Origin of the sequence: Shewanella sedimentimangrovi, from assembly GCF_017354965.1 — a bacterium.
Taxonomy (GTDB): domain Bacteria; phylum Pseudomonadota; class Gammaproteobacteria; order Enterobacterales; family Shewanellaceae; genus Shewanella; species Shewanella cyperi.
The window spans coordinates 3719125-3733789 of record NZ_CP071502.1 but is presented as its reverse complement, the minus strand read 5'-3'; the positions used below and the strand labels follow the sequence as shown (position 1 = coordinate 3733789).

The window sequence follows — 14665 nt, the reverse complement described above, 5'->3', positions numbered from 1 at the left end:
GTGTCACCTGCCCGTCACAGCCCAGAGCCAGAATCCGGAGGAACCATAGGGTTTCAGCTGGGGTACTGCCTCTGTGAAAGACAAGATTGCCGAACTGGACAAACGTGGTTATCGCCTGATAGTCGACATTAGCCGGGAGCATGGCTTGGAGCCGCTGGCCCTGCGTATCTCGGCCTCGGGTGACGGACCTCTCTATCTGTACCTGTTTGTGGGCCTGCTGTTAACCCACAGTCAGGGCCAAAGCCTGTTCAACCTGGCCCTGGTGGCCTTTCTCATCGAATTACCCCTGTACCTGCTGCTCAAACACAGCATCCGCCGTACCCGGCCCTGCCATCTGGCCATAGGCGGACATTGCCGTTTCGAACCTTCGGATAAATTCAGTCTGCCTTCGGGCCATACCGCTGCCGCTTTCGTGATGGCGGCCTCGGTGCAGCACATTTACCCGCAACTGGCGGCGCCAGCCTTCCTTTGGGCCCTGGCCGTGGGCCTGTCCCGCATTGCCCTCGGCGTGCATTTCCCACTGGATATTGGTGCCGGCGCCCTGTTGGGGCTGGGGTCTGTACTGCTGGCAAGTCATTACATCTAGCGCAAGCCCATTTAACCCGGGCCCGTCGATGTCAGGCCCACTAAATTCAGGATAAGCAATGAAAATACTCTACGGGGTTCAGGGCACTGGTAATGGTCATTTAAGTCGTGCCCGGGTCATGGCCAAGGCGTTGGCCAACAGCGATAACGAAGTGGATTTCCTGTTCAGTGGTCGCAAACGGGAGCAGTTCTTCGATATGCAGGCCTTTGGTGATTTTCAGGTCAAACAGGGGCTCACCTTTGTGACCCATGCCGGCAGCATCAGCGTGCCCAAGACCCTTAAGTACAATCTGCCCCCCAGGTTCTGGGGGGAGATCCGCGAGCTGGATCTCTCGGGTTACGATCTGGTGCTCAACGATTTTGAGCCCGTCAGCGCCTGGGCGGCGAGGCGGCAGAAGGTGCCGTCCATAGGGATCAGTCACCAGGCGGCGCTGCGTTTTCCGGTTCCCAAGGTGGGCAATACCTGGTGGAACGAGATGCTGCTCAACTACTTCGCCCCCGCCGACGTGGCTTTGGGATGCCATTGGCACCACTTCGGTTTTCCAATCCTGCCGCCCTTTGTCGATGTGGACCGGGTCCAGGCCGAGCACAGCCACGACATTCTGGTTTACCTGCCCTTTGAAGCGCCTGCGGACATAGTGGCGCTGCTGGCACCTTTCGACGGCTACCGTTTTCTGGTGTATCACGCCGCAGCACCGGCACAGACGCCGCCGGAACACATAGTCTGGCATGGTTTTAACCGCGAGGGATTCAGGGCGGACATGGCCCAATGTGGCGGCGTGATAGGCAATGCCGGGTTCGAGCTGGCCAGCGAAGCCCTGACCCTCGGCAAAAAGCTGTTGGTGAAACCGCTGATTGGCCAGTTTGAGCAGCTGTCCAATGTGGCTGCGCTGCAACTCCTGGGGGCAGCCCACAGCATGATGCATCTCAGTCAGGATGCACTGCGCCACTGGCTTAAGGCGCCCCAGCCCAGACCCGTGGCCTATCCCGGGGTGGGTGATGCGCTGGTGGACTGGCTCAAGGGTGGCAATTGGCATGACAGCCGCAGCCTTTGCGATGGACTGTGGGCTCAGGTGGACTTACCGGAAACCTGGCGCTGATGGGCTTTTTACTGGGTTTCCAGCAGGCGCTCGACAAAGTGAATGTCCGGCATCTGCTGCGCCAGCTCGGGGCTTGCCAACAAGCGCCGCTGCAAAGCTATGTTGTTGTGAATGCCTTTGATGTCCAGCTCCGCCAGCGCCTGTTGCACTCGGCATAGTGCCTGGTCCCTGTCTTCGCCCCAGGCGATAAGTTTGCCCACCAGGGAGTCGTACTGGCTGGGGATTTCATAACCAGGATACAGGTGCGAATCCCAGCGGATGCCGGGGCCGCCGGGAAGGTGAAGTCCGGTCACAGTGCCTGTGCCCGGCAATTGCCGCTCAGGATCTTCGGCATTGATGCGGCACTCTATGGCATGGCCGCTGGGCTTCAGGACTGAACGCGGTGGCTGCGGTTCACCGCGGGCGAGCTTGAGTTGCCAGGCCAGCAAATCGATTCCGGTTACCATCTCGGTGACAGTGTGCTCCACCTGGATGCGGGTATTCACCTCGATAAAAAAGAACCGCCCGTCCTGGTACAGAAACTCAAAGGTTGCCACGCCGCAATAGCCGAGCTCCACGCAGGCCTGTTCGCACAGGGCCGAAATACGGGCGCTTTCTGCGGCATCCAGCCCGGGGGCCGGAGCCTCTTCAATCAGCTTTTGATGGCGCCGCTGGGCCGAGCAGTCGCGGCTGCCCAGGCACAGTGCGGCCTTGCCATCGCACAGCAATTGAAATTCTATGTGGCGGGGAGTGGTCAGGTAGCGTTCCAGATACAGGCTGTCGTTGCCGAAACTGGCCTTGGCCTCGGCACGGGTGAGTGCCAGCGCCTGCTCCAGCTCGGCTGACTCTGATACCACTTTCATGCCGCGGCCACCGCCACCGGCACTGGCCTTGATGATCAGCGGATAACCCAGTTTCTGTGCCAGGTGCTTTGCCTGTTCCATTGAGGTGAGAGCACCGTCCGAGCCGGGGATCAGTGGCAAACCCAGCCCGGCCATGGTCTGGCGGGCGCTGAGCTTGTCGCCGAGCCGTGCCATCACGGCCGCATCCGGGCCAATAAAGGTCAGGCCCGAGCGGCACACGGCCTCGGCAAATGCGGGACTCTCGGCCAGGAAGCCATAGCCCGGGTGCACCGCATCGGCACCACCAAGGTGGGCGGCGGTCAGCAGGGCGGGGATATTGAGGTAGCTGTCTTTGGCGGCCGGGGGGCCGATACACAGGGCGCTATCGGCAAGTTGTACGTGCAGGCTGTGGCGATCGGCGCTGGAAAAAACCGCCAGGGTTTCCAATCCCAACTGGCGGCAGGCACGGATGATGCGAACCGCGATTTCACCGCGGTTGGCCACCAGTACCCGCCGGAATTGGGCCATGGCGCTATTCCCGCAAGGGCTCCAGGATAAACAGGGGCTGATCGAATTCCACAGTGGCGCCATTGTCCACCAGGATGGCGCTGACCACGCCATCACAGTCGGCGGCAATCTGGTTCAGCATCTTCATGGCTTCAATCACCGCCAGGGTATCGCCGCGGCTCACCTGGGTGCCCAGCTCCACAAAGGGTTTGGCCTCCGGGCTGGGGCCCCGGTAAAAGGTGCCCACCATGGGGGACAGTACCCGCTGCCGTCCGTCGCTCGGTTGGGGCGTCTTGGGAGCCGGTTGCTGTGCTGCCGGAATAGCAGCGGTGCCTTGGTTGCCCTGGCGCACTATGCGCACCGAAGTTTCACCCTCTTTGACCTCCAGCTCCTGAATGCCCGCCTCGGTGACCATTTCGATGAGTTTTTTGATCTTGCGGATATCCATGGTGTCAGTTCCCCGTATTAATGCGGGCGACGGCTGCCTGTAGGGCCAGTGAATAACCCTGGGGCCCAAGGCCCAAAATCACTCCCACCGCCTTATCGGAAAAATAGGAGTGGTGCCTGAAGGGCTCGCGGGCATGAATATTGGACAGGTGCACTTCAATAAAGGGGATCCCTACACCCAGAAGGGCGTCCCGCAGCGCCACGCTGCTGTGGGTAAAGGCGGCCGGGTTGATAATGATCATATCGGCATCGCTGGCATGGATCGCCTCAATCAACAGGTGCTCGGCATTGGCCTGGATATGCTGCAATTGCACACCGGCCGCCTTGGCCTCGGCCTCCAGTCCGCTGACAATTTCCGCCAGGGTCAGGCTGCCATAGATCCCGGGTTCCCGTTTGCCAAGCAAATTAAGGTTGGGGCCGTTGATAAGCAGGATTTTGGGCTCGGGTGACGAAGGCATGGGATATCCTTTTGATTATGTTGCCGGCGACCGGGCGCCGAAGGACCCAATATCGCCAATGTTCAGGGTATTTTCAACCGCCAATACCGGAATTAGGCCGCCCGGGTGCACTCAATTTTCTCATATTTACCCGAACGGCGCCGGCCCATTCAGGGATCATTGAATGCTGACATGGCCCACTGAATAGGGCGGGAATATGCTGGTGGCACTGCCTTCGCGTATGGCAAAGGTCCCGCGACTGTTGACGCCCACACCCCATTTCACTTTGACAAAGGGGGCAAAGATCTTGCCGGACAGTTTGTACAGGGCGAACACCGGGCCAAGATCGTCGTTATAGGTCAGGTGGTAGTAAAGTCCCAGGCCCTTGGCGTGATTGCTCACCTGAGAAGTCTTTGTGTCCACCGCCAATATCCGGCCGAACTGCACTGTTCCCAGCAGGCCGCCAAACAGTTGTTTTATCAGGGTGCTGTCGAGGCTCAGATCGTGGAAGTCCAGCAACTCGCCGTTGATACCGGACACATAGAGTCGGTTGTCTTCACCCGCTGCGGCATAAAAGGGCACAAAATTGTCCGGCAGTGTGATGCTTTGCCCCGGCTCCAGTCTGTCGTTGTTGATGCTTAAGAGCTGCAGCATTTCGGGAATCGCTTCGCTGGCTGTTGTGTCGTCGTCGCCAAACAGGCTGTGATACAAATCCTTGGCCTTGGTGCTGACGACCCTGAGATTGGCTCCTGCCAAGGCCCAAAAGCGGTTGGGATCCCGGGGATCGCGCTCAAGGTCCACCAACAGCGGCACTGTGGCATCTTTAAACAGCTGCAGTCGGCTATGTTCCCTTGGCTGCTGTGGATTTTCGGTATCGAGCAGCAACACCTGGTTATTGATGGCCTCCAGCACTGCGGCGCGGTGGCCGTCTTGCAGGAACAGCACATCGAGATACATCTCATTGCCCCTGTCGCCTGGCAGCGACATGCGGCTGATGACCTTGGGGGCAAGCTCATCACTCACATCCAGTATGGCCAGGTCCTTGGCACCCAGCAGTATCATCTGCTGACCATTACGGGCCACGGCCGTGGGCTGTGACTGTAACTCCAGCGGGATTTCCCTCAACAGGGCGGGTTGGCCCGGCGCTGTCAGGTCGATTATCTGCAGCAACACATGGTATTGCTTACCGGTGTCGTTGGCGGCGCGCTCCCTGCCGTCGATCCCGAACGCATACAGATAGGCATGGCTGGGAGAGATCTGGGTAAACATGGCCCGCTTCAAATCCAGGGTCATATCATAGGCCGAATCCATTTCGATAAGGCCCTTGGCCTTGGGATCGGTGCGCATAAATTGCAGCCGGTTGGCATCTGTGTCCGTCGCAATGATGTAATGGCGGCTAAAGAATTCCCACTGGGCCATGCCTTGGGCATTGCTGACACTTAAACGGTGCGCTTGGCCCGCTGCCAACTCCGCCGGCACCCTTATCAGCACGGCCTTATCCAGTTGCTGCAACTTGGTCACCACTTGGCCGTCTATCTGGATTTGCGCATCGGCCGGAATATTTCCTTCGATGGCCAGCAGCTCGCCCGGGTAAATCAGGCCATCGCTTGTGAGTTTGCTGAGTTTGGCTGTGGCTGTCGGTAATTGGCTGCCGATATCGCGCACCCTGACTATCTGGGGTTGCTGACTTTGGACTGCGGGCTTGACCTGACGCGGGGTTGAATTGCAGCCGGGCAGCAGTATTAACGCCAATGCCAGCAGGGGGGCTATTCGGTGCTTGAAATCTACATCCATGTTATTAACCATTGATTTAAAAGGCTTGCCACATTAATTTAACGGCCGAGTATAACCAGTTCCCTCGGGGAATGTAAGCAAAGCAGGCGGGGAGCAAGAGGCTGTGAACGGAAATGTGCGGCGGTTAACTTTATTCGTCTGGCTGGTAATGCTGTCCTTGCCCGGCTGCGGCAGTCTGCCGGAAAACTCCCCCTATGTTGCGCCGCAGGTGCGCCCCGTGCAATGGGCCCAGCCTTTGGCCTCTCCTGTGCTGCCCAAGGAAAGACTGGAAGGGCTCGACAATTGTTATCGCATCGATGCCCGCCTTATTCGCTGTGGCCAACCCTCGGCTGCGGATTTTGCGGTGCTGGGGGAGCAGGGGGTGAGCCGGGTGCTCAACCTGCGCCAGTACCATGATGACGGCCGGCTAACCCGGGATGCACGTCTCAGCCTGAAACGTATGCCCATGAATGCCGCCGAGGTGACACCGGCGCAGCTGCGCGAGGCGGTAGCCTATATCTCAGCCACCAATGAGCAGACCCTGGTGCATTGCTGGCATGGTTCGGATCGTACCGGCGCCGTGGTGGCGGCCTACCGGATCCTGGAGCAGGGCTGGTCCAAGGCCGACGCCATCACAGAGTTTATTCACGGCGGCTACGGCTTTCATCCCATCTATTGGAATCTGGTTCTCAGTCTGGAGCAGCTGTGACTTTTTGTTGTGTGAGCTAAACCCCGACCTTGCCCCGCATCGCCTTGGTGGCACCGCGCTGCTTCTTGCTGTCGACCCGCTTTTTCTGGCTGGAGCGGCTGGCCTTGGTGGGAATACGTTTTTTCTGCACCACATTGACCGAACGCACCAGTTCGATAAATTGCGCCAGCGCGGTCTGGCGATTGGCCTCCTGACTGCGACTGTCCTGGCACTTGATAATGATCTTGCCGCTCTGGCTGATGCGGTGATCGCTTTTGGCCAGCAGGCGCTCCTTGTAAAAGTCGGGCAGGGATGAGGCGCGGATATCGAAGATCAGCTGGGCACAGGTGGACACCTTGTTGACATTCTGGCCCCCGGCGCCGCTGGAGCGGATAAATTGCCACTCGATTTCCTGCTCCTGAATGACAACCCTTTGCGATATTGTGATCATGGACATGCTTTGCAGTTAATGGCTGACAAGGGATTTGCTATGATTGGCCGACCCGCCTAGCCATTGGCCGGCGTTTGTTTTCCCTCGGAGAGCCTCTATGTTATGCCAGATCCCGGATATTGCTAAGGGTGTTATCAGTCTTTTTGCCAGCGGCCGACTGTCGGCCCAGGATTATCGCACTAGATTGCAGCCCGCCATTAAGAGTTACCGGGAAAACTGGGGCCAGGTGTGTCTCTATATCGAGGCCGATGTGTTGCTGGAAGGTTGGGAGCAATTGTCGCTTTCCGGTCCCGGTGAGGTACAATTACCGCCGTTCGATGCCCTGGTGTTTGTCGGTGGTCCGGATTGGGTCGGCAATGCCGTGCGTTTGCTGGGCCCGTTCGTCAGCGGTGAAGTCGCCTGGTTTCCGCTGGAGCAAAAGCCCAGGGCAGTGGAATGGATTATCAAGCGTTCGGCCGTGCGTGGCTGAGGCAATGCAAAAGAATTGAAGAGGAAGCACAATGCTGAGTAAAACTTATTTCAAGCTGCTGGCCGCCGTGGCCATGGTGGCAGCCCTGGGCGCCTGTACCCCTGAAGTGGGCAGCGAAGCCTGGTGCAAGATGATGAAAGAAAAGCCAAAAGGTGACTGGACCGCCAACGAGGCGTCCGATTACGCCAAGCACTGCGTGTTCAAATAATCCGACGCAGGAATAGCAAAAAGGCACCCCAGGGTGCCTTTTGTTTTGGTCGAAGATTAACGCTTTTGTAAAAGGCGCGACGCAAGGAGCGTCCTTTTGACAAACTTGTTACGTGTTTGCACTGGAAATTGCGCCATTGCTTAAATTAATTTCGTGCACATCGCCATTAAAGTCAGTGACCTTGGCGATACCACCGTGAACCTCCATGCCTTCGGTAAATATATCTGGGCCTGAGGTACTCCAAAGCTTTTCCCCATCTTTGGAATAACAACCAATTTCAAGCTCTCCCCAAGTAAGAAGGCAGCTTCTATCATCGAGCCAAAAGACACCAAAGCATGTAGCGAAATCTACTTTTTTACACCAATTCAGTTTCAAAGCAGGAAGCGACAACGAATAGAGCGCATCACCGGCAGCTACGTATAGGCTAGTACCATTGAAGGCTAATGAGTTGTCGTTAACCCTTGTTGCACCACCCACACCCAAGAGAACGGCCGAGCCCAATATCTCTTCATTTTCGGAGACATTTATTCCATGAGCTGAAACATGCTCGTACTTATCATTACGACAATACTCATTAATATAGCTTCTGGGATTATCAGTCGAGTTTCGAGAATATGTTGGCTCATCTCTTATAGCGACTTCGTAATTTCCAAATACTTTGTTCATAGCTCTAGTACACGTAACGCTCAAAGCAGCCGCGCTGTAAGCGTCGGCAGCCTTTGTTTGTTAGTTGCTGACTAATAACGGATTGACTAAATCAAAGCTACTTTCTGGCAAAACCTCACCGGTTGATAAACCAACAATAGCTAGATCAAATCGCTCTATAAACTCGTGAAGCTGTTCGTCCGTTACTCCTGCTAGCTTTACTGCATCAAGCTCATTAAAGTGAGCTGCCACAATTGACCAAACAGACTTTTGAATACCTAAGATTCGACCAAACAGTTGTTTATCAATTTGATTTTTATCTCTTAACGCGATTGCTAGTTCCACCAGAGCTTTGTGTAATTTCCAAAATTCACTGACATTCCATTCGCAGTATTCATATAGTCTCTCAGAGAATGACCCCTCCCAATCAGGGTGGCTAGCAGAATATCTTTCAATTTCGTATAAGTTCACAGATACCTCTAGCAACTAACATTTGTATAGTGCGCATGCGCATAATCTCCCCGCGTGGCGCGTAGAACGCTTCGGCTCTCGCTAAAAATGCAAAACTGTTTGCATTTTTGCCACTTACGCGGCCGCTACCGCCCTCCGACCACTTGGCTTAGACGCTCGCAACACATTGTTTTTAAATTTGATTTATACGTTAACAAAAATCATTCTGGGTGGAAAGTGCGCATGCGCATGATTTTCGCTCGCTTTGTTTTACACATAATTTTTAATTTGCTGATTTTGAAGCCACTCTCAGAAATGTTTGCAGCGGCTATTGCCGTTCGGCAAGCGAAAATTTGATGTGCTTTTGTTTTATCGGGGGCAACACTTTAGCCTGAGAGGAACACCTTAAATCAAGCACAGCCGCACCAGTGACCATCGGCGACATGGATGTCGCCGCTGAGCCTCCATGGACGGACTCGCGGCGTGTCACGGGTGTGGCAGTGCGAAAGCGCACCGCAGGTGATTTAGTACTTCCCGGGCTTGAAGTTGCACAAAAGCACAAGATAGCCGCTGTGCCAGCGGCACAAAGTCGTGGGTCTCCAACCCACACCCGGGGAAAGGGGGCAGTGTCGACTTGCCCCCTTATCCAATCCCCCAGCGACCCCCAGCCGGAGCCGAAGGCCCCTCGGGCTTATGGGCGAAACGGCCAACGCGACAGACTCGCGTCCTGCTCGACTGTCGCTACCTCAGCATCCATGCCTCGGTTGTTGCCGTTTCTTGCCCAACACCCTCGGCGGCTCCGAAGGGGGGGAACGGTGCAACAGTCAGACTTCGCAATAATTCTTAGTTTTCTAGGCTGTTTCTCCTTAGCTGGAGAGGAACACCATTAGCCAGCACTGCCGCACCAGTGACCGTCGGCGACATCGCCACGCAAACTGGCGTGGCCTTGCCGAAGAGTCACTGGAGAAAAACTGTGTTACTCCTTGAGTAACTCCAATCCTGGGGCCGTGCGGCTGACCTGCATTTCGATGACATCAAAGCGGGCTATGCCGTAACGGAAGAAGGGGTCCTGCTGCAAAATGGCGTCGAGGCTGTCCCTGTCCTTGGCCCGGGCCAGCAGCACTCCGCCGGTGCGGGGGATCTTGCGGCCCGAGAGCACAAAGGTGCCGTCGGCATAAAACTTATCGAGAAATTCCATGTGGGCCGCCAGATGGGTGTCCACTTGATCCACCGGGACCAGATAACTCAGGGAAACGATAAACATAACTTACTCCTTAAGCTTGGGTGCTGACGCCGTTAGTCGTCCATTTCGCCGTCATAATAGTCCACCGCATCGCCGGCGCGGCTGATGTGTCTCAGGGTGCGGTTGCCCTGTTCGCCCGTCATGGCCAGTATCTTGTCCGAGTCGGGGTATTCACAGATGTCAAAGGGGTCGTTGGTGCTCAAACACAGGTAGCGCAGCGTCTCAGTGCCCGTGTTGATCAGCTGGTGGGCGACATCCCGGCCACCGGGTGGGCAGGCGATGATATCCATGGGTTTGACCTGATATTCCTCGGCACCGAAGCGCAGCGTGCCAGTGCCCGCGAGGATCAGAAACATTTCCTCGTTGATCCTGTGATTGTGAAAGGGACACACCCGTTTGCCGGGCGGCACTTCGGACAGGCTGTAACCCAGGCGTTTGGCACCGATTTTTTCGCTGATGGGGTAGTAGGTGTCGGCGTACTTGCCCCGTTCGTCGTGGAAAGACTCGCTGAGTTCATTGAGGTTGATAAGGGGTTTCATCGCTGGCTCCTCGTGGCAGGTTCCCCAACTTAGGTGCACGCCTTGGGGCTGTCAATCCTGCTTTCTGCCGAGATGATTATTTGGCACAGAAGCGGATGAAACCCGGCACAGGTATTTGCGATGCATCTTTGATCTTCAGCCCGGAATTGGTTCGGACCCTTGGGCTAAAATGGTCCAATTTTTTGATCTTTAGGCAAACCTGATGACCCCTATTCGAAGCAGCCCACCGCTGGCGGCCGATCAGCTGACCCTGTTACGGGGGTTGGGACTGGTATTGCAGTTACAGCTGACCTTTGTCGGTGCCGATGCCCTGGGGCTGACCTTGCAGCAGGGCCCCTTGCTGTATGTGTTCGCGCTGGAACTGGCGTATCTGGGGCTGACCATAGGCCTGCGGCAACAATTGCTGCGCAGCCACGCCAGCCTGTTTGCCGTGCTGCTGATGGACAGTGTGCTGTGGATAGCCTGGCTCTATTTCAGTGGTGGGGCGACCAACGCCTTTATTTCCCTGTTGCTGTTGCCCATCGCCATCGCCGCCGTGACCCTGCCGTCCTGGGCGCCCTGGAGCTTGGCGGGGCTGACGGTGCTGGCCTACAGCCTGATGTTGTTCCTGGCCTCGGGTGAGCCTCAGGGTCATCAGCATCACGGCCCGGCCCAAGGGACCTTGCTCAGCCCCCATTACCTGGGGATGTGGCTGAACTTTCTGATCTCTGCCTGGGTGCTGACCACCAGTGTTGCCCTGATCGCCCGCCGTTTACGCAGTCGCGATGCCGAGTTGGCGGCCATGCGTGAATCGCAGCTGCGCCAGGAACAGCTGTTGGCCCTGGGCACGGCATCGGCCCAGATGAGTCATCAGTTGGCCACGCCGCTTGCCAGCCTGCGCTTGCTGTTGGATGAACTCAAGGACGGCGCCCCCTTGGCAGAGGTGGTGGCGGAAATGGACCGGGCCATGGGCCGCTGCGAAGCCAGCCTAAATGACCTGCGTCAGGCCACCGAGGCCATTCGCGAGCGGCGCAAACAAAGCATGACTGTGGCGCAGTTGCTCCACGGGCTCAGGCAACAGGTGCTGCTGCAAATGCCCGGGGTCAAGCTGCATCAGGACTGTGATGCCGTGCTGGCGAAGCGGCTGTTGCAGGTGGATGTCAGCTTGCTGCCGTCCTTGTTGGCCCTGGTGGATAACGGCGCCAAGGCGTCCCAGGCCGCAGGTCAGGACGCTGGGATTTGGCTAGAAGCCAGACTGGCGGGGCCGGACAGGCTGCAATTGGATGTGCGGGATAGGGGGGCCGGAATCGACCCCGAGCGCCTGCACCAGTTGGGGGCCAAACCGGTGAAAAGTAAGGATGGTCTGGGGCTGGCCCTGCTGCTCAGCCACGCCAGCCTGGAGCGCCTGGGAGGCGAGTTGCACCTGGGCAACGCTCCCCAGGGTGGCGGCCTTGCCAGGGTGCATTTGCAATTGGAGTCCGAGGCATGAAGCTGCTGATCATTGAGGATGACAATGCCTTTGCCGGAGTGCTCGCCCGGCGCATGAGCCGCCAGGGCTTTGAATGCCACCATGCCGCCGAGCCTTCCGAGGCCCTGCTCAGTGCCAGACGTTGGTGTCCCAGCCATGTGCTGCTGGACATGAAGCTGGCCGAAAGCAATGGACTGTCGCTGATCACCCCGCTGCGGGCCAGCCTGCCGAAGGCCACCATAGTGCTGCTGACCGGCTTTGCCAGCATAGCCACAGCCGTAGAGGCGGTGAAGCTTGGCGCCGACAACTATTTGGCCAAACCCGCAGATACCCAAACCCTGCTGGCGGCCCTGTTGCCACACGCCGGTCATGCTCAAAAGCGGGCGCTGCCGGACGAGCAACCCATGAACCCAAGGCGGCTGGAGTGGGAACACCTGCAGCAGGTGCTCAGTGCCAACGAGGGCAATGTGTCGGCCACCGCCCGCCAGCTGGGGATGCACAGGCGTACCTTGCAACGCAAACTGGCGAAAAAGCCCCACTGAAACCAATGCCGCTAACTTGGCGGGAGCCTGGTTGCCGTCATTGAAATAAAAAATCCCCCGACAGGCCAGGCTGTCGGGGGGCAGGTTCAAGGCAGTGGATATCACACCCTCAGCGTGTTTCGCTGCCGCTGCGATGAAAATTGAACCTCAAGACGGATACTTCACTTACAGGCGATAGTCCGCCATCAGCCAGGCATTGAGACCCGGTTGTGGCAGGCGCTCACCCACGGGCACATCGCCACCGGCAACCCGGTTATAGCCACCGAGATGATCGGCATATTCAAGGTCAAACAGGTTGTCCACACCGGCACTCACGCGCCAGTTGTTGCCCTGCCAGCCGGCCTTGATGTCGAGGGTGAAATACCCCGGAGTCGCCTGTTCCAGCTGCACGGCGGACACCTTGTCCTGGGCCGCCACCGCCCGGCCGTGAATGCCGGCAAACCAATTCCCGCTGTTATAGACCAGGCCCAGATTGGCATTGGGTGCTGCTATGCGGTACAGATCCCCGTCCTCGTCCCGGCGCTCGCCGTGAATATAGGCGGCCGCAAGCATGAGCTGCCAGTGTTCGGTCAGCCTCAGCTCGCCCTGAAGATCCATGCCGTAGAGCAGGGCATCGGTATTGCTGAACACCAGGGTATGGGCATCACCGGCCATCAGCAGCGCCGGATCTGCCGTCGGCAGGCCCTGGATATAGTTATCGATGCGCTGCACAAACAGCCGTGGGCTCAAGAGCCATTGTTGCTGCTGCAGATCCAGCCCCAGCTCCAATTGCCAGGCGGTTTCCAGCCGCAAATCCAGTGTGCCCACATAGGTGCGTCCGTCCGCCAAACCGCCGGTGGACTGCATAGGCACCCACAGGAAGCGCTGTTGGTAACTGGCATTGGCCTGTTTGCGGGCCAGACCCACTACGGCCGCCAGATCTTCTGAAAGGGCGCGGCGGCCCTGCAGCACCAGATCCAGCCCGGTATCGCTGCCGCTGCGGTCGGCCTGGTTAAATCTGTCCATCAGGGTCTTGATGGCGGGCTTCATGGCGGCCATGGAGTGGTTGACCGCGTCGGCATCGAAACGGTAGTGCTTGACCCTGGCCCCCAGCTGCCATTGCCAGTCGGCAAGTAGGCTCTGCCACTGGCCAAACAGACTGTAGCTGTCATCCCTGACGTCGTTAAAGTTATCCACCCTTAACATGGGATTGTTGGGATCGCTAATGACCGAATTGTGCCTGGCCTGGCTGATATCCAAACCAAACTGCCAATCGCCGTCGCTCAGCTTAATGCTTGCCTGCCAGTCCTCGGTGTCGGCCTGGTTATAGCGGGCGGCCATGGTTGGCATTCGCAGCCTCAGGCTGTCGTTATCCATACCGTGGCGGCCGTTGCCATAGCCCAGCTGCCACTTGAGGCGTGCATCACCCAGGGCGTGACTGCCGTCGGTGTGGACACGGTCACTGCGGATATAGTCTATGTCCATGGGCAGGGCCGGGGTGGCGCTGTTGTCGGTTTCCAGATGGCGGGCATCCAGTCCAAGATAATCCTCATCGTTCAGGAACAGGCGGTACTTGGCGCCGAACTGGGTCTGCTGATAAATGCCCGGCAGCAATCTGTGGCCCGCGCCGCTTTGGGGGACCGTATGCCCTTGTTGCCGGTCGGCAAACAGTAGCAGTGCCTGCTGCTCTGAGCCCAGATTGGCCTTGGCGCCAAGGCGGCTTTGAGCGCCATTGGCCTGATACTGGCCCCGCAAGCCGGCCGAATACTCGTTCGCCCTAGCCTGGGACTCAACCAGGTGCAGGCTGCCACCCAGGGTATCTGTGCCGCGAGCTATGTCGGCAATGCCCCGTTCCAGTTCCAGCGCTTCGGTCAGTATGCCGCTGCCATAGCTCAAGGGGGTATCCATGGCATTGGGACCCGCGCCCGCGTGGCTATGACCATCTATGTCCTGGTGAACCCGGTCACCGAACAGGCCGCGATATTGGGCAATGCCGGACAGGGGGCCGTTACTGTTGAGACCGGCGCCGGCCATGTCCCTGAGCAGGGCGCCGAGATCGGCCTGAACCTTGTCCTTGGGGCTGCTGCTGAGGCTGTTCAATGGCCTTTGGCCGCGTACCTCCAGCACTTCGTCCATGGTTTGTGCCTGAGCCGCGGCACACAAGAGGGGCAAGATACCCAGGGAAAGCGGAGAGAGTGAAAAGCGCATCTGATTGTTTCTGCAAAGATAGGGTGGCGTGATTCTCTGCATTGTGGGAGCGGGCTGCAAAGGTTAAGGGGCAATCTGCGACAGCTTGTCGCACCCTCAAGCTCAGGCTCAAGTTCAGACTCAGAC

The 14665-nt window shown here is 57.8% G+C and carries 17 protein-coding genes; 7 read left to right on the top strand and 10 right to left on the bottom strand.

Translation table 11 applies throughout. The features are described from left to right. Nucleotides 1–73 precede the first annotated feature (73 nt). Both JYB85_RS16695 and JYB85_RS16690 read left to right on the top strand, forming a co-directional pair. Nucleotides 74–586: a phosphatase PAP2 family protein gene (locus JYB85_RS16695; RefSeq protein WP_207321063.1), complete on the top strand. Its 513-nt coding sequence runs from the start codon at nucleotides 74–76 to the stop codon at nucleotides 584–586. A 58-nt stretch (nucleotides 587–644) separates the two neighbouring features. Then, a complete protein-coding gene (locus JYB85_RS16690; RefSeq protein ID WP_207380185.1) occupies nucleotides 645–1685 on the top strand; it encodes an MJ1255/VC2487 family glycosyltransferase in 1041 nt (346 codons plus the stop codon). An 8-nt stretch (nucleotides 1686–1693) separates the two neighbouring features. Here the strand turns inward: JYB85_RS16690 and JYB85_RS16685 are convergent, their stop codons facing one another. The 4 genes from JYB85_RS16685 to JYB85_RS16670 form a co-directional block, all read right to left on the bottom strand. Continuing rightward, nucleotides 1694–3034, bottom strand: a complete 1341-nt coding sequence (locus JYB85_RS16685; RefSeq protein ID WP_207380184.1) for an acetyl-CoA carboxylase biotin carboxylase subunit — start codon at nucleotides 3032–3034, stop codon at nucleotides 1694–1696. A gap of 4 nt (nucleotides 3035–3038) precedes the next feature. Then, nucleotides 3039–3461, bottom strand: a complete 423-nt coding sequence (gene accB / locus JYB85_RS16680) for an acetyl-CoA carboxylase biotin carboxyl carrier protein (RefSeq protein WP_207380183.1) — start codon at nucleotides 3459–3461, stop codon at nucleotides 3039–3041. 4 nt (nucleotides 3462–3465) lie between these two features. Continuing rightward, a complete protein-coding gene (aroQ, locus tag JYB85_RS16675) occupies nucleotides 3466–3918 on the bottom strand; it encodes a type II 3-dehydroquinate dehydratase (RefSeq protein ID WP_207380182.1) in 453 nt (150 codons plus the stop codon). Nucleotides 3919–4074: 156 nt separating this feature from the next. Next, nucleotides 4075–5691 carry an LVIVD repeat-containing protein gene (locus JYB85_RS16670; protein ID WP_207380181.1) on the bottom strand — a complete coding sequence of 539 codons (1617 nt, stop codon included), beginning with the start codon at nucleotides 5689–5691 and terminating at the stop codon, nucleotides 4075–4077. Between the two features lie 103 nt (nucleotides 5692–5794). Here JYB85_RS16670 and JYB85_RS16665 point away from each other — a divergent pair, with 103 nt between their 5' ends. Beyond that, nucleotides 5795–6379 (top strand): phosphatase domain-containing putative toxin, encoded by a 585-nt coding sequence (locus JYB85_RS16665; protein WP_207380180.1) that lies wholly within the window; start codon nucleotides 5795–5797, stop codon nucleotides 6377–6379. 16 nt (nucleotides 6380–6395) lie between these two features. Here JYB85_RS16665 and arfB read toward each other — a convergent pair whose 3' ends face one another. Further along, the gene (gene arfB, locus JYB85_RS16660) at nucleotides 6396–6809 is read right to left on the bottom strand and encodes an alternative ribosome rescue aminoacyl-tRNA hydrolase ArfB (protein WP_407695866.1); all 414 of its coding nucleotides are present in this window, start codon (nucleotides 6807–6809) and stop codon (nucleotides 6396–6398) included. 97 nt (nucleotides 6810–6906) lie between these two features. Here arfB and JYB85_RS16655 point away from each other — a divergent pair, with 97 nt between their 5' ends. After that, nucleotides 6907–7278 carry a SpoIIAA family protein gene (locus tag JYB85_RS16655; protein ID WP_207321056.1) on the top strand — a complete coding sequence of 124 codons (372 nt, stop codon included), beginning with the start codon at nucleotides 6907–6909 and terminating at the stop codon, nucleotides 7276–7278. Between the two features lie 31 nt (nucleotides 7279–7309). Continuing rightward, the gene (locus tag JYB85_RS16650; protein ID WP_207321055.1) at nucleotides 7310–7486 is read left to right on the top strand and encodes a DUF3012 domain-containing protein; all 177 of its coding nucleotides are present in this window, start codon (nucleotides 7310–7312) and stop codon (nucleotides 7484–7486) included. Nucleotides 7487–7594: 108 nt separating this feature from the next. Here the strand turns inward: JYB85_RS16650 and JYB85_RS16645 are convergent, their stop codons facing one another. The 4 genes from JYB85_RS16645 to JYB85_RS16630 form a co-directional block, all read right to left on the bottom strand. Next, nucleotides 7595–8152: a hypothetical protein gene (locus tag JYB85_RS16645; protein ID WP_207380179.1), complete on the bottom strand. Its 558-nt coding sequence runs from the start codon at nucleotides 8150–8152 to the stop codon at nucleotides 7595–7597. A 60-nt stretch (nucleotides 8153–8212) separates the two neighbouring features. Next, entirely contained in the window at nucleotides 8213–8602 is a 390-nt protein-coding gene (locus JYB85_RS16640; protein ID WP_207380178.1) for an Imm41 family immunity protein, read from the bottom strand. 955 nt (nucleotides 8603–9557) lie between these two features. Beyond that, entirely contained in the window at nucleotides 9558–9845 is a 288-nt protein-coding gene (locus tag JYB85_RS16635; RefSeq protein ID WP_207380177.1) for a YciI family protein, read from the bottom strand. 32 nt (nucleotides 9846–9877) lie between these two features. Beyond that, nucleotides 9878–10363, bottom strand: a complete 486-nt coding sequence (locus JYB85_RS16630; protein WP_207324773.1) for a cupin domain-containing protein — start codon at nucleotides 10361–10363, stop codon at nucleotides 9878–9880. Between the two features lie 202 nt (nucleotides 10364–10565). Here JYB85_RS16630 and JYB85_RS16625 point away from each other — a divergent pair, with 202 nt between their 5' ends. Both JYB85_RS16625 and JYB85_RS16620 read left to right on the top strand, forming a co-directional pair. Continuing rightward, the gene (locus JYB85_RS16625; protein ID WP_207321047.1) at nucleotides 10566–11831 is read left to right on the top strand and encodes a sensor histidine kinase; all 1266 of its coding nucleotides are present in this window, start codon (nucleotides 10566–10568) and stop codon (nucleotides 11829–11831) included. After that, nucleotides 11828–12352 carry a response regulator transcription factor gene (locus JYB85_RS16620; RefSeq protein ID WP_207324771.1) on the top strand — a complete coding sequence of 175 codons (525 nt, stop codon included), beginning with the start codon at nucleotides 11828–11830 and terminating at the stop codon, nucleotides 12350–12352. The genes JYB85_RS16625 and JYB85_RS16620 overlap by 4 nt, the downstream gene beginning before the upstream one ends. Before the next feature lie 165 nt (nucleotides 12353–12517). Here JYB85_RS16620 and JYB85_RS16615 read toward each other — a convergent pair whose 3' ends face one another. Continuing rightward, on the bottom strand, nucleotides 12518–14539 hold the full coding sequence (locus tag JYB85_RS16615; protein WP_207380176.1) for a TonB-dependent receptor: 2022 nt from the start codon (nucleotides 14537–14539) through the stop codon (nucleotides 12518–12520). Nucleotides 14540–14665 lie beyond the last annotated feature (126 nt).

Bases quoted from the DNA above. Each gene is read 5' to 3' on its own strand.
- JYB85_RS16690 (WP_207380185.1), top strand. From the start codon at position 645: ATGAAAATACTCTACGGGGTTCAGGGCACTGGTAATGGTCATTTAAGT.
- JYB85_RS16685 (WP_207380184.1), bottom strand. From the start codon at position 3,034: ATGGCCCAATTCCGGCGGGTACTGGTGGCCAACCGCGGTGAAATCGCG.
- accB (WP_207380183.1), bottom strand. From the start codon at position 3,461: ATGGATATCCGCAAGATCAAAAAACTCATCGAAATGGTCACCGAGGCG.
- aroQ (WP_207380182.1), bottom strand. From the start codon at position 3,918: ATGCCTTCGTCACCCGAGCCCAAAATCCTGCTTATCAACGGCCCCAAC.
- JYB85_RS16670 (WP_207380181.1), bottom strand. From the start codon at position 5,691: ATGGATGTAGATTTCAAGCACCGAATAGCCCCCCTGCTGGCATTGGCG.
- arfB (WP_407695866.1), bottom strand. From the start codon at position 6,809: ATGATCACAATATCGCAAAGGGTTGTCATTCAGGAGCAGGAAATCGAG.
- JYB85_RS16655 (WP_207321056.1), top strand. From the start codon at position 6,907: ATGTTATGCCAGATCCCGGATATTGCTAAGGGTGTTATCAGTCTTTTT.
- JYB85_RS16650 (WP_207321055.1), top strand. From the start codon at position 7,310: ATGCTGAGTAAAACTTATTTCAAGCTGCTGGCCGCCGTGGCCATGGTG.
- JYB85_RS16645 (WP_207380179.1), bottom strand. From the start codon at position 8,152: ATGAACAAAGTATTTGGAAATTACGAAGTCGCTATAAGAGATGAGCCA.
- JYB85_RS16635 (WP_207380177.1), bottom strand. From the start codon at position 9,845: ATGTTTATCGTTTCCCTGAGTTATCTGGTCCCGGTGGATCAAGTGGAC.
- JYB85_RS16630 (WP_207324773.1), bottom strand. From the start codon at position 10,363: ATGAAACCCCTTATCAACCTCAATGAACTCAGCGAGTCTTTCCACGAC.
- JYB85_RS16625 (WP_207321047.1), top strand. From the start codon at position 10,566: ATGACCCCTATTCGAAGCAGCCCACCGCTGGCGGCCGATCAGCTGACC.
- JYB85_RS16620 (WP_207324771.1), top strand. From the start codon at position 11,828: ATGAAGCTGCTGATCATTGAGGATGACAATGCCTTTGCCGGAGTGCTC.
- JYB85_RS16615 (WP_207380176.1), bottom strand. From the start codon at position 14,539: ATGCGCTTTTCACTCTCTCCGCTTTCCCTGGGTATCTTGCCCCTCTTG.